General features: G+C 70.9%; 9 protein-coding genes. All 9 read left to right on the forward strand.

Annotated elements, in window-relative coordinates; all coding sequences use genetic code 11:
* Positions 1–101 precede the first annotated feature (101 nt).
* The 9 genes from ACWCP6_RS21930 to ACWCP6_RS21970 all read left to right on the forward strand — a co-directional run bounded on the left by ACWCP6_RS21930 (position 102) and on the right by ACWCP6_RS21970 (position 13,830).
* Complete coding sequence (locus ACWCP6_RS21930) at positions 102–2,210, forward strand: maltotransferase domain-containing protein (protein WP_450934168.1); 2,109 nt, start codon at positions 102–104, stop codon at positions 2,208–2,210.
* Positions 2,207–4,177, forward strand: coding sequence for a 1,4-alpha-glucan branching protein GlgB (gene glgB / locus ACWCP6_RS21935; RefSeq protein ID WP_450934169.1), 1,971 nt, complete (start codon positions 2,207–2,209; stop codon positions 4,175–4,177). Before ACWCP6_RS21930 ends, glgB begins: the two co-directional genes overlap by 4 nt.
* Positions 4,174–5,583, forward strand: coding sequence for an MFS transporter (locus tag ACWCP6_RS21940; protein ID WP_450934170.1), 1,410 nt, complete (start codon positions 4,174–4,176; stop codon positions 5,581–5,583). Before glgB ends, ACWCP6_RS21940 begins: the two co-directional genes overlap by 4 nt.
* A complete protein-coding gene (locus tag ACWCP6_RS21945; RefSeq protein WP_450934171.1) occupies positions 5,580–7,058 on the forward strand; it encodes an ATP-binding protein in 1,479 nt (492 codons plus the stop codon). The genes ACWCP6_RS21940 and ACWCP6_RS21945 overlap by 4 nt, the downstream gene beginning before the upstream one ends.
* A gap of 32 nt (positions 7,059–7,090) precedes the next feature.
* The gene (locus ACWCP6_RS21950) at positions 7,091–7,432 is read left to right on the forward strand and encodes a nuclear transport factor 2 family protein (RefSeq protein WP_450934172.1); all 342 of its coding nucleotides are present in this window, start codon (positions 7,091–7,093) and stop codon (positions 7,430–7,432) included.
* A 68-nt stretch (positions 7,433–7,500) separates the two neighbouring features.
* Complete coding sequence (locus ACWCP6_RS21955) at positions 7,501–8,172, forward strand: TMEM175 family protein (protein ID WP_450934173.1); 672 nt, start codon at positions 7,501–7,503, stop codon at positions 8,170–8,172.
* A 413-nt stretch (positions 8,173–8,585) separates the two neighbouring features.
* On the forward strand, positions 8,586–9,956 hold the full coding sequence (locus ACWCP6_RS21960; protein ID WP_450934230.1) for an IS701 family transposase: 1,371 nt from the start codon (positions 8,586–8,588) through the stop codon (positions 9,954–9,956).
* 205 nt (positions 9,957–10,161) lie between these two features.
* Complete coding sequence (locus ACWCP6_RS21965) at positions 10,162–11,307, forward strand: XdhC family protein (protein ID WP_450934174.1); 1,146 nt, start codon at positions 10,162–10,164, stop codon at positions 11,305–11,307.
* Between the two features lie 267 nt (positions 11,308–11,574).
* Positions 11,575–13,830, forward strand: a complete 2,256-nt coding sequence (locus ACWCP6_RS21970) for a terpene synthase family protein (RefSeq protein WP_450934175.1) — start codon at positions 11,575–11,577, stop codon at positions 13,828–13,830.
* Positions 13,831–13,835: the final 5 nt, after the last annotated feature.

Genomic DNA, 13,835 nt, shown 5'->3' on the forward strand with positions numbered 1-13,835 from the left:
GACCTGGCCCGGCGGCGGCCCGCCCGGCGGACCGGCACGGGGCCGGCCCGCCGGGTGACCACCGCACACCGCCAGCGACACACACGGGGAGCACAACAGTGGTGAGCCACGCGTCCAGCAAGTCCCGGAAGTCGTCCGCAGGGTCCGGTATCGGCCGGATCGTGGTCACCGACATCCGTCCTCAGGTGGACGGCGGAGCGCGGGCCGCCAGAGCGGTGGCGGGGGAGGCCGTCGACGTCGCGGCCACCGTGTTCAAGGAGGGCCACGACGTCCTCGGGGCCGAGGTCGTGCTCTGGGGCCCGGGCCCCCGCCGCAAGGGCCGCCGCGTCCGGCGCGTCCCCATGACCGAGGCGGTGCGCGGCACGGACCGCTGGACGGCGGTCATCACCCCCGACACGGAAGGCACGTGGACGTACCACGTCGAGGCCTGGACCGACCCCCTGGCCACCTGGCTGCGCGCCGCCCGCGCGAAGGTCGCGGCGGGCGTCGAGCCCGAACTCACCCTGCTGGAAGGCGCCCTGCTGCTGGAACGCGCGGCGGGACGGCTCACCGCCGAGCGGCGGACCACGGGGCGCGGACACTCCCACGACTTCGAGGCCGCCGACGACCCCTGCGACGTCTACGTCAAGCTCGCCGACATCCTCCGCGACCCGGCCCGCCCGCCCGCCGAGCGGCTGGCCCAGGCGACGAGTCCCTGGGCCGCCGAGGCGCTCGCCGCGCACCCGCTGCGCGAGCACCTCACGCGCAGCCCGGGACTGCCGCTCCAGGTCGACCGCGAGCGCGCCCTGTTCGGCTCCTGGTACGAGTTCTTCCCGCGCTCCGAGGGCGCCCGCGTCGTCGGCGGACGGATGCGCTCGGGCACCTTCCGCACGGCGGCCGAGCGGCTCGACGCCATCGCCGCCATGGGCTTCGACGTGGTGTACCTGCCGCCCGTCCACCCCATCGGCACCACCCACCGCAAGGGCCCCGGGAACACCCTGACCGCCGGCCCCCACGACCCCGGCTCGCCCTGGGCCATCGGCTCGCCCGACGGCGGGCACGACGCCGTGCACCCCGACCTCGGCACCCTGGACGACTTCCGTGCCTTCGTCGCCAGGGCCCGGGACCTCGGCCTCGAGGTCGCCCTGGACTTCGCGCTCCAGTGCTCGCCCGACCACCCCTGGGTGACCCAGCACCCCGAGTGGTTCGCGCACCGGCCGGACGGCAGCATCGCCTTCGCCGAGAACCCGCCCAAGCAGTACCAGGACATCTATCCGGTGAGCTTCGAGACCGACCCCGAGGGCATCCTCCAGGAGTGCTCCCGGGTGCTCAGGCACTGGATGGCGCAGGGCGTGCGCATCTTCCGCGTCGACAACCCGCACACCAAGCCGCTGTTCTTCTGGGACCGGCTGCTCGCCGACATCCGGGCCACCGACCCCGATGTGATCTTCCTGTCCGAGGCCTTCACCCGGCCGCCCATGCTGCAGAGCCTCGCACGGATCGGCTTCCACCAGTCGTACACCTACTTCACCTGGCGCACCGACAAGACCGAGGTGGAGGAGTACCTGGGCGAACTGGCCGGCCTGGACGGCAATCCCGCCGCCGACTACCTGCGGCCGAACTTCTTCGTCAACACCCCCGACATCCTCCCCGCCCACCTCGTGACCGGCGGCCGTGCCGCCTTCGAGATCCGCGCGGTGCTCGCCGCGACGGCCGGGCCCACCTGGGGCGTCTACTCCGGCTTCGAACTCTGCGAGGCGGAGCCCGCGGCGCCCGGCAGCGAGGAGTACAAGGACTCGGAGAAGTACCAGTACCGGCCCCGCGACCACGCGGCGGCCGAGGCGACCGGGCGCAGTCTCGCGCCGCTGATCACCCGGCTGAACCGGCTGCGCCGTCGCCACCCGGCCCTCAAACGGCTGCGCAATCTGCGTTTCCACACCACCGACAACGACCGGGTGATCTGCTTCTCGAAGCGGGCCGCCACCGAGGACGGCGGCGAGGACCTCGTACTGGTCGTCCTCACCCTCGACCCGCACCGGGCACAGCGGGCCCGGATCACCCTCGACACCGAGGCGCTGGGGCTGCGGCCCGCCGACACGTTCATGGTGCACGACGCGCTGGGCGGCGGCCGGTACCGCTGGGGCCGCACCAATGACGTGCTGCTCGACCCGCGCGGCAGCGTCGCCCGGATCCTGCTGGTGCGGACGGCCGGCAAGGGGGCGGCCCGATGACGATGACCGTGCCGGACCGCCCGGCATCGTCGCCCCCGCCGCAGCCCGGGTCCGCGCCCGGTCGCCCCGCGGTCCCGCCCCCGGCTCCGCTCCTCGGCGAGCTGGATCTGCACCTGCTCGCCGAGGGGCGGCACCGCCGGCTGTGGCAGGTGCTCGGCGCACACCGCAGGGGCGACGGCGTCGGCTTCGCCGTGTGGGCGCCGAACGCACGCGGAGTGCGGGTGGTCGGCGCGTTCAACCAGTGGCACGGCGCTGCCCATGCGATGCGCCGGGTCGGCGGAAGCGGCGTGTGGGAGCTCTTCGTCCCCGGGGTGCCCGACGGCTGCCCCTACCAGTACGAGGTCGACGGCGCCGACGGGCACACCCGGCGCAAGGCCGACCCGTACGCCCGCGCCGCACAGGCGCCGCCCGGCACCGCCTCACTCGTCCACACCTCCGCGTACGCATGGGGTGACGCGGAGTGGCTGGAACAGCGCGGTGGCGCCGCCCACGAACGGCCCATGGCCGTATACGAAGTGCACGCCGGATCCTGGCACCACGGCCTCGGCTACCGGCAACTCGCGGATGAACTCCCGGCGTACGTGAAGGAGATGGGGTTCACGCACGTCGAGCTGCTGCCCGTTGCGGAGCATCCCTTCGGGGGCTCCTGGGGCTACCAGATCACCTCGTACTACGCGCCCACCGCACGGCTCGGCACTCCCGACGACTTCAAGCACCTGATCGACGCGCTGCACCGGGCCGGCATCGGCGTCATCCTCGACTGGGTGCCCGCGCACTTCCCGAAGGACGACTGGGCGCTGGCCCGCTTCGACGGCGCCCCGCTCTACGAGCACCCCGACCCGCGACGCGCCGAGCACCCCGACTGGGGCACCCTCGAATTCGACTACGGGCGGCCGGAGGTGCGCAATTTCCTCGTCGCCAACGCCCTTTACTGGCTGGAGGAATTCCACGTCGACGGGCTCCGCGTGGATGCCGTCGCCTCGATGCTCTACCTCGACTACTCACGCGGCCCCGGCGGCTGGACACCCAATGTGCACGGCGGCCGGGAGAACCTCGAAGCGGTCGCGTTTCTGCGGGAACTCAACGACACCGTGCACGAGTACGTCCCCGGCTCCGTCACGGTCGCCGAGGAATCCACCGCGTGGGACGGTGTCACCCGGCCCACGGCACACGGCGGACTCGGCTTCGACCTGAAATGGAACATGGGGTGGATGCACGACACCCTCGCCTATCTGGCCGAGGACCCGATCGACCGCCAGTACCACCACCACCGCATGACGTTCGCCATGATGTACGCCTACGCGGAGCATTACGTGCTCGCGCTCAGCCATGACGAGGTGGTGCACCTCAAGGGCAGTCTGCTCACCAAGATGCACGGCACGGACCGCTGGCGCAAGTTCGCGGGACTGCGCGCCTATTACGCCTTCATGTGGACCCATCCGGGCAAGCAACTCCTTTTCATGGGACAGGAATTCGCCCAGCCGGGGGAGTGGTGGCACGACGCGGGCCTGGACTGGGACGTTCTCTCCGGCGAACACCCCCAGGGTGCTTTCCACCGCGGTGTGCGGAGCCTGGTGCGCGACCTGAACGCGACCTACCGGGCCACCCCGGCGCTGTGGCAGCGTGACAGCGACCCGGGCGGATTCCGCTGGATCGACCCGGACGACAACACCCGCAACGTCCTGTCCTGCATCCGCTACGACCACGAAGGCACCCCCTTCGTGGGAGTGTTCAACTTCAGCCCGGTCGTGCACGAGGACTTCCGTCTCGCTCTGCCCCACGCGGGCGCATGGACCGAAGTGCTCAACACCGACGCCCACTGTTACGGCGGCAGCGGCGTCGGCAACCTGGGCACCGTACGTGCCGTACCCATCCCCGGCCAGGGCCTGCCCGCGCACGCCCGACTGGTCGTGCCGCCGCTGGCGGGACTCTGGCTGGCCCCGCGTACCGAGGAGTTCACACGGTGACCTCGCCGTCCCGAACCACCCCCCATGCATCCGGCCGGGGATCCTTACCCGGCCCCCGCACCGCACGCCCGCCCGGGCTCGCCGCCTTCTGGCTGGTCGGCGCCGTGCTCGTGCTGCTGATGCTCTCGTCCTCCGCGCCCTCCGCGCTCTACGTCCTCTACCAGGAGAAATGGCACCTCTCCTCCGGCATGATCACGGTGGTCTTCGGCGTCTACGCCGTCTCCGTGCTCGCCGCGCTGCTGGTCTTCGGATCGCTCTCGGACACCCTCGGACGCCGGCCCGTCCTCATGGCGTCGCTGGTCCTCGCCATCGTGTCCATGCTGCTGTTCGCGGGCGCCCAGGGAATCGCCTGGCTGCTCCTCGCCCGGGTCGTGCAGGGCCTCGCCGTGGGCCTCGCCACGGGTGCGATGGGTGCGGCGCTCCTGGAACTCGCCCCGGCCGCGCGGCCCGCGCTCGGCGCCCAGGTGAACAGCGCGGGCCCGACCGTCGGGATCGGCCTCGGCGGTCTCGGCGCCGGGCTCCTGGTGCAGTACGCACCCGCGCCGACCGCACTCACCTACCTCGTGCTCTGCGGCGCCTTCGCGGTCACCCTGGTCGGCCTGCTCCGGCTGCCGGAGACCGCTCCGGGAGCGGGCGGCCCCATGCGGATCACCCCGCACCGGGTTCGGGTCCCGGCCGCCGTGCGGCGGCGGTTCCTGGTGCTGGCGCTCACCATCGTCGCCGTCTGGTCCGTCGGCGGCTTCTACCTCTCGCTCGGCCCCAAGCTCGTGCTGTCCCTGCTGAACAGCAGCAACTACCTGATCGGCGGGGCCACGGTCGGCCTGCTCGCCGGCGCCGCCACCGTCACCCAGCTGCTGCTCGGCTCGGTCCGTCCGCTGCGCACAGCGATGGTCGGGCTCGGCCTGCTCATCACCGGGCTCGGTCTGGTGCTGCTCGCCCTCGGCACCGAGTCGGCGGCCGTCTTCCTCATCGCCACCGCCGTCCTCGGCAGCGGCTGGGGCGCGGCCTTCCTGGGCGCCTTCCGTGCCCTCATGGGTCTCGCCGACCCGGGCCGGCGCGGTGAACTCACCGCCGCCGTCTATGTGTTCGGCTACCTGGCCATGAGTGTCCCCGCCGTGACGGCCGGGATGCTGAGCAACGGCTACGGGCTGCGGAACGCCTCCGTCGGCTTCATGGCCGCGGTGGCCGCGATGTGCGCGATCGCGCTGGCGGCGACGGCGGCGTTGGCCCGGCGCCCGGCACAGGGCGCCGCTTCCGGCCCGGGGACGGGCCCGGCGCCGGCTGCGGCCGCGGGGACCGCGGCGGACACCGCGGCGGACGCGGCCTCCGGCCCCGGTACGGGGGCCGCTCCGGACGCCGACGCGGGGCCGGCTCCTCGAACGGGTACCGAAAGGAAGACACAGTGACGGATTCCGGGCCGACCGGAGAGCTGCGGGACACCCTGCGCTCCCTGGAGATCTTCGCGGGGCTCACCGAGGACCAGCTGGACTGGCTCACCTCGGTCTCGCACCCCGCCGTGTACCAGGACGGCGAAATCCTCTTCCACGACGGCGAGGAGGCGACCCACTTCTACGTCCTGCTGGACGGCGGCCTGGTCGTCACGAAGGTCGTCGACGGCCGCGAGGAGGTGCTGACCCGGCACTCCACCCACGACGACCCCGCCGAGCAGCACGACAACAAGCCCTCCGCCGCACACCGCTTCACCGGTGAACTGCCGCTGCTCACCGAGGGCGGCTATGTCGCGACGGTCGCCGTGAGCGGCCCGACGACCGTGCTCGCCTACCCCAAGGACGTCTTCTTCGAGATGCTGGCCCGCTGCCAGGGTGTGGCGGCCGTGCTGCTGCCCGTGCTCGCCTGGCGCATCAAGTCCTCCGAGGTCCAGGCGCGCAACCGGGCCACCGTGGAGGCGCTCGGCACCCTCGCCGCCGGACTCGCGCACGAACTCAACAACCCCGCGGCCGCCGTCGCCCGCGCCGCCCAGGAGCTCGGAACCGCAGTCGACCGGCTCACCATGTCGGCGCACGCCTGGGGCGCGGCGGCGGACCCCGGCGAGCGCGCCGCGTTCGACCGGCTCAGCGCCGACCTGGACGCCGTGCCGCCGCCCGCGGACACCGACCCGGTCGCCCAGGCCGACGCGGAGGACGAACTCACCGACTGGGCGGACGAGATGGGCGCGGACCGGCCCGACCTGCTGGCCGCGGGCATCGCCGACCTGGGCCTCGACCTGGACTGGCTGCGCGAACGCCTGGACCCGGTGGGCGACGGCGCGCTGCCGGCCGCCCTGGACCACCTCGGGGCGGTCCTGGAGACCCGGTCGCTCACCGCGGAGCTCCGGGCCGCCGGCCCCCGTATCTCCCAGCTGGTGGCCGCCACCCGCGACTACGCCAACCTCGACCGGGCGCCCGAGCAGCAGTTCTCCGTCACCGAAGGCATCGACAACACCGTCACGATGCTGCGCTCCAAGCTCGACGCCGTGCAGATCGTCCGTGAGTACGCCGACGGACTGCCACGGCTGATGGGGTACCCCAGCGAGCTGAACCAGGTGTGGACGAACCTCATCGACAACGCCGTCGACGCCATGGACGGCAAGGGCACCCTCACGCTGCGCGCCCATGTGGAGGGCACCTGCCTGGTCGTCGAGGTCGCCGACACCGGCAACGGCATCCCCGAGGACATACTCCCCCGAATCTTCGAGCCGTTCTACACGACCAAGGACGTGGGCAAGGGCACCGGTCTCGGCCTGCACCTCAGCTACCGGATCGTGACCCAGCGCCACCACGGCTCGATCACCACCCGCTCCGTGCCCGGCGACACCCGCATGGTCGTCCGGCTCCCGCTGGGGGGCAGTGCACAGGGCGCGGCCTGCGCCACACCGAGTTGAGTCATCCGCCCACCAAAGAAGAGGAGTTGCACATGCCCACCTACGACATCTCCACGCTGCACCCGGTCTTCCAGCGCCAGATGGAGGCCCTGGCCGCTCTCGACATCGACGCGGTCATGAAGAACTACACCGACGACGCGGTGCTGCTCCGCTTCGAGGGTGTCTCGGAGGGCATCGACGCCGTCCGTGAGACGTTCACCGGATACCTCACGCTCAAGCCGACCCTGGTGGAACTCCAGGAGTACGTCGAGACGGACGACACCATCTTCTACCGCGCGATCATGAATTTGAACGGAGAACCCGAGCACGCATTCGGGACGCTCGTCGTGAAGGACGGTCTCATCTGGCGTCAGACGGCGGGTTTCGGTAGCTGAGGAGGAAATCTTCGGTAACGTGTGCGGAGAGGCCCCGGGGGCCTCTCCGTGCGACCGAGGGGGGAGACATGGAAAGGGAGACGGGGCGGGTAGAGGCGTTCAGCGACGGTGTTTTCGCGATCGTCATCACGATTCTCGTCCTGGAGATCAAGGTTCCGGAGAACCACGGGACGGAACTCTGGCACGGCCTCGCCGAACAGTGGCCGCATTACGCCGCGTATGTCGTGAGCTTTCTGGTCATCGGCGTCATGTGGGTCAATCACCACACCATTTTCAGTCATCTGAAGAAGGTCGACCGGCCGCTGCTTTTCCTCAACCTCATGGTGCTGATGGTGGTTTCGGTCATTCCCTGGACCACCGCCGTGCTGGCGGACCATCTGCACGATTCCGGGGCGGCAAAGATCGCGGCGATCCTCTACAGCGCACTCACCGTGCTGTACGCGGTGGCGTTCCTGGGTTTCTGGTGGTACGTCACCAGGTTCGGCCACCTGTTCCACGACCACGTCGACAAGGACGGCGCCCGCGCCACCCGGATGCGCTTCGGGCTCGGCTGCATCGCCTACCCGCTCGCCCTCCTCCTGGCCTTCTTCTCGGCCCCCCTCACCCTGGTGGCCCACGGCCTCATCGCCGTCTACTACGCGGCCAACCAGATCCCCATCCCGCTGATCGTCGACGACGGTGACCGAAGTGACGAGAGTGACGCAGGAGAACAGTTGCCCGCGGCAACAACGATTCCCTGAACGCTGTCAACCGCATGTTTCAGGTCATCGCGCCGAACGTCTTCGGACAGGGCGACGATTTCCCGCCATCCCGTCACAGGACCTTCACACAACCCTCCTTCCGGTGTGCGATGGGACCTGCGATCGCGACCGGTGACGGATCTCGGTGAATTCCGCCAGTTGGCGCGCCGCACGACGTACTGCCTTCAGTTCAATTCTGTACTGATGTTGAGGCTGCTCGACCCCGAACGACCCCCTCGGCAGGGGGTGAAACCGGACAAAGCCAGTGACCTCATGAAGTAGATGCGGCGCCCTACGGCCGTGGCAATTGGTCAAGTAGGGTATTGGATCAAGCCACTAGCGGGGGAGGCGAGATGGCGAGCGACACACTCCCGATAGACTCGACGAGGGAAATCTCCGCGCTCATCGAGGCGATGATTTCCCTCTTCTTCGAATCATTACCCAGGCGGGATCAGCGGAATTGGGCTCGAGTCTATCTGCACGGCCTCGTGTCAACCACGGGCAAGAAAACAATCCGTAACATCGCGGGGGCGGATGCGGGTTCGGTGGAGCAGAGCCTGCAGCAGTTCATCAGCAAGTCACCCTGGGACTGGACGCCGGTGCGCCGTTCACTGGCCCAGCACCTCGAGCGCACCGTGCAGCGGCCGCTGGCCTGGGTCGTGCAACCCATGATCATCGAGAAGGCGGGGGACCGGTCGGTCGGCGTGGGCCGGCAGTTCGTCCCCCAGCTCGGCCGCATGGCCAACTGTCAGCAGGCCGCCGGGGTCTGGCTCGCATCCAGCGAGGCCAGCTTCCCCGTCGAGTGGAGCCTGACCCTGCCGCGCCCCTGGACGACGGAGCTGCTGCGCCGCCGCAGGGCCGGAATCCCGGACACCGCACGCTCGCGCACCCCGGCCCAGGACGCCATCCATGCGGTCCTGCACATGTCGGAGACCTGGCAGCTCCAGCGACGCCCGGTCGTCATGGAGGTGTCCAACGCCGATCTGCCGCAGACGATGGAGACGTTCGCGCTGTACGACATCCCGTTCGTCCTGAAGGTCGACGGCTCGCTTCCCGTGGCCCTTGCCGCGACGGGACGTCAGAGGCCCACTCTGTACACCGCATCGGCCCGCGAGCTGATCGACTCGCTCCGCTCCCAGCGGCGGCTCGTCGAATGGCCCCGCCACGGCAGGGCCGACGGTGTCGTCACGCCGCTGGCCGCGGCGGCCGTGCACGCGGCGCCCGGGGACGACCGGGTCACCGTCGCACCGCAGCCGCTGGTGCTGCTGGGAGCCTGGGCGGAGGCGGCCAACCCGCTGCCCTCCGAGTTCTGGATCACCAACATCCAGGACATGCCGCTGGCCCAGCTGTTCCTGCTGGCCAAGCTGACCGACCGGGTGGCCCTGGACTTCGTCGACGTCTGTGAGGCCGTGGGCATCCGGGACTTCGAGGGCCGGTCCTTCCGGGGCTGGCACCATCACGTGACGCTCGCCAGCGTGGCCCATGCGGCCACGCTTCTTGCCGTGCGGGGACGCCGGTTCGCCGAATCGTCAACGCGTGTCGACCGGGCCGGACGCATCGACCGTGCGACGCGCGTCGACAGCCCCGGTGCGGCGGGCGGGACCCGTCGGCTGCCCGGGGTCGAGCAGGCCGCCGGGGTGGACCCGGCCGGCCCGGCGGAGCGGAACCCCGGCGCCGAACGGGTGGGCCGGGTGGAGCACGTGGACCGCGTGGGCCGCTCCGACGCGCTGCCCCTGCCGCCGCAGCACGCTCGAAGGCCGCTGCAGCGCGAGTTCATCCGCTGATCGGTTCACCACCGATCAGGTTCACCCTCCGATCCGGTTCGTGCACCGATCCGGTTCATCCACCGGCCCGGCCCACCGGCCGAGCCGTCCCGGCAGAGCCATTCCGGCCCTCCGGGCGCCCCGTGACGATCTCGCGGCGCGTCCACCGGCCGGCCAACGGTCGTTCGACAGTCATTCGACGGTCTTCCGAAGGTCAGGTAACGCCATGCTGGACATAGCGTCCGAGCTCCGCGAATGGTGCCTGCGGGAGCGGGACTTCGCGCTCGCCACCGTGGTGTCGGTGAGCGGCAGTGCCCCCCGGCCCCCCGGCGCGGCCCTGGCCGTGGACGAGACGGGTACCGCCCTCGGCAGTGTCTCGGGCGGATGCGTCGAGAGTGCCGTGTACGAACTGTGCCTGGAAGTGATCGAGACCGGCGTCCCGGTCCTGCACCGCTTCGGGTACAGCGACGACGACGCCTTCGCCGTGGGGCTCACCTGCGGTGGCGTACTCGACGTCCTCGTCACGCCGATGCGGCGGACGGATCCTGCGCGACCTGCCCTGAGGGCCGCGTTGGACGCCGCCGCGCACGGGCGCACCGTCGCACTGGCCCGCGTCGCCGGCGGTCCCGAGGACCTGCTCGGCCGCGGGGCCCTCGCCGTTCGCCCCGACGGGACGTACGAGGGCACGCTGCACGGCGCCGCGGAACTCGACGCGACCGCGGCGGCCGAGGCCGCGGCGTTGCTCGTACAGGGCCGCACGGCGGCCGTGCGGATCGGCACCGAGGGCGGTGTGTGCGGTGAACCCGTGACGCTGTTCGTCGAGTCGGCGGCCGCGGCGCCGCGGATGCTCGTCTTCGGTGCCATCGACTTCGCCGCCGCGCTGGTGCACGCCGGGCGGTTCCTGGGCTTCCACGTCACCGTGTGCGACGCCCGCCCCGTGTTCACCACGGCGGCGCGGTTCCCCGATGCGCACGACGTCGTGGTCGACTGGCCGCACCGGTACCTCGACGGCGAGGCGCGGGAGGGGCGTCTCGACGGGCGTACGGCGCTGTGCGTGCTCACCCACGACCCGAAGTTCGACGTGCCGTTGCTCGAACTGGCGCTGCGGCTTCCGGTCGGCTACGTGGGGGCCATGGGGTCCCGGCGCACCCACAGGGACCGGCTGGCGCGTCTGCGGGAGGAGGGCGTGCCCGATGCGGCCCTCGCCCGGCTGCGCTCGCCGATCGGTCTCGACCTCGGGGCACGGACGCCCGAGGAGACGGCGCTCTCCATCGCGGCGGAGATCATCGCGGCCCGGCACGGGGGGTCGGGGGTCCCTCTGGCGGGTGGCGGGGTGCCGATTCACCGGGAGGTGGCGCCACTCCCGGCATAGGCCGTACGCGACGGCCGTCCCGCTCCTCGGCGGGACGGCCCCTCGGCGTACGCAGGACGAGGCCGTTCAGGCCGATACGGGTCCGGGGCGGAGCCCCACGGTTCCGGGGAGGGGACGGGGGACGGTGAACGGCGGTGCAGGCCTGCGCCGCCGTGGTCGTGCCCCCCCTTCCCCCAACCACCGACCCCCACGCACCCGTTCACGCGAAGGTGCGATCATGGCCGACGCCGAGGATGTGCACCCGGGCCCGCGGGTAGGGCCGGGGCCATGAGCCAGCCGTTCGATCTTCCGCGGTTCTACCTGCCGCACCCGCCCCGTCTGAACCCGCACCTCGACGCGGCACGAGCCCACTCCGTCCAATGGGCCCGCGACATGGGCATGCTGGAGGGCTCCGGCGTCTGGGAGCAGGCGGACCTCGATGCCCACGACTACGGCCTGTTGTGCGCCTACACGCACCCCGACTGCGACGCCGACGCCCTGTCCCTGGTCACCGACTGGTACGTCTGGGTCTTCTTCTTCGACGACCACTTCCTGGAGATGTTCAAGCGCAGCCAGGACCGCGAGGCCGGCAAGGCCCATCTGGACCGGCTTCGTATGTTCATGCCGATGGGTTTCGAGGACGCGTCCCACCCCTTCCCCGACCCGGAGAATCCGGTCGAGGCGGGCCTCGCCGACCTGTGGGCGCGCACCGTCCCGTCGATGTCGCCCGCCTGGCGGGAACGCTTCGCCGAGTCCACGAGGAACCTCCTCGACGAATCCCTCTGGGAGCTCTCCAACATCAACGAAGGGCGCATCGCCAACCCGGTCGAGTACATCGAGATGCGCCGCAAGGTCGGCGGCGCCCCGTGGTCGGCGGGTCTGATCGAGTACGCCACCTCGGAGATCCCGGAGACTGTGGCCGGCTCCCGCCCGCTGCGCGTGCTCACCGACGCCTTCTCGGACGGCGTCCATCTGCGCAACGACCTCTTCTCGTACCAGCGCGAGATCGAGGAGGAGGGCGAGCTCAGCAACGGCGTACTGGTCCTGGAGACCTTCCTCGGCTGTACGACACCGGAGGCGGCGGAGGCCGTCAACGACCTCATCACCTCGCGCCTGCAGCAGTTCGAGAACACCGCCCTGACCGAACTGCCCCTCCTGTGCGCCGAGAAGGGACTCACCCCCGCACAGTGCGCGGCGGTCGCGGACTATGTGAAGGGCCTCCAGGACTGGCAGTCCGGCGGCCACGAATGGCACTTGCGTTCCAGCCGCTACATGAACGAGAACGCTGCCACCGGGAACCCGCTGCTCGGCGGTCCGACGGGCGTCGGCACCTCGTCGGCCGACGTCCCCGCACTCCTCGCGGCCCTGGGCGCGAACCGGCTGCGCCGTCACTCCCACCTGCCGTTCCAGCGGGTCGGCCCGTCGCTGCTGCCCGATTTCGAGCTGCCGTACGAGACGACGCTCAGCCCGCATCTGCACGGCGCCCGGGCGAACCTGGTCGAGTGGTGCGCACGCATGGGCATCCTCGGTGAGGGAGTGTGGGACGAACCGGCGCTGCTCCGCCACGACCTGCCGCTGTGCGCCGCGGGACTCCACCCGGACGCCACCCCGGACGCACTCGACATCGACTCGCAGTGGCTGGCCTGGGGGACGTACGCCGACGACTACTACCCGGCGGTGTTCGGCCGGCCCCGTGACCTGGTGGGCGCCCGTATGTGCACGGAACGGCTGAAGTCGCTGATGCCGCTCGACATGGCGGGGGGCGGGGTTCCCGCGAACGGGCTGGAGCGGGGACTCGCCGATCTGTGGGAGCGCACGGCGCGGCCGATGACCCCGCGGGAGCGTGAGACGTTCCGGGCCGGTGTCGACGTCATGCTCGACAGCTGGCACTGGGAGCTCGACAACCAGCTGGCACACCGCATCCCCGATCCCGTGGACTACATCGAGATGCGCCGTGCGACGTTCGGCGCAGAACTGACGATGGCGCTGGCACGCATCTCGCACGGCGGACGAGTGCCGGCGGAGATCTTCGACACCGGCCCGATGCGGTCGCTGGAGAACTCCGCCGCCGACTACGCCATGCTGTGCAACGACCTGTTCTCCTACCAGAAGGAGATCGAGTTCGAGGGCGAGCTGCACAACGGCGTCCTGGTCGTGCAGAACTTCTTCGCCTGCGACTACCCGACCGCGGTGGCCGTCGTCCACGACCTGATGAACGGCCGCCTGCGCCAGTTCCAGCATGTCGTCACCCACGAACTCCCCGTGCTCTACGACGACTTCGAACTGGACGACGAGGCGCGCGACGTGCTGGCGGGCCATGTGAAGGAGCTGGAGAACTGGATGTCCGGCATCCTCACCTGGCACCAGGGCTGCCGGCGGTACGACGAGGAGTTCCTGTCCCGTGATCCGGGGACGGCGCGGATGTCCCCCGTGCCGGTCCCGGGGGCGCCCACCGCGGCGCCCCCGGTGTTCCCGACGCGGATCCCGGCGCACCCGACCCGGCTTCCCTTCCCGTGGAAGGGAGCGCCCGCACCGACCGGATGACCACT

This window comes from Streptomyces sp. NPDC002004, from assembly GCF_053593975.1.

Excerpts from the sequence above, each read along its gene's own strand:
- glgB (WP_450934169.1), top strand. The coding sequence starts at position 2,207 with ATGACGATGACCGTGCCGGACCGCCCGGCATCGTCGCCCCCGCCGCAG.
- ACWCP6_RS21950 (WP_450934172.1), top strand. The coding sequence starts at position 7,091 with ATGCCCACCTACGACATCTCCACGCTGCACCCGGTCTTCCAGCGCCAG.
- ACWCP6_RS21955 (WP_450934173.1), top strand. The coding sequence starts at position 7,501 with ATGGAAAGGGAGACGGGGCGGGTAGAGGCGTTCAGCGACGGTGTTTTC.
- ACWCP6_RS21960 (WP_450934230.1), top strand. The coding sequence starts at position 8,586 with ATGATTTCCCTCTTCTTCGAATCATTACCCAGGCGGGATCAGCGGAAT.
- ACWCP6_RS21965 (WP_450934174.1), top strand. The coding sequence starts at position 10,162 with ATGCTGGACATAGCGTCCGAGCTCCGCGAATGGTGCCTGCGGGAGCGG.
- ACWCP6_RS21970 (WP_450934175.1), top strand. The coding sequence starts at position 11,575 with ATGAGCCAGCCGTTCGATCTTCCGCGGTTCTACCTGCCGCACCCGCCC.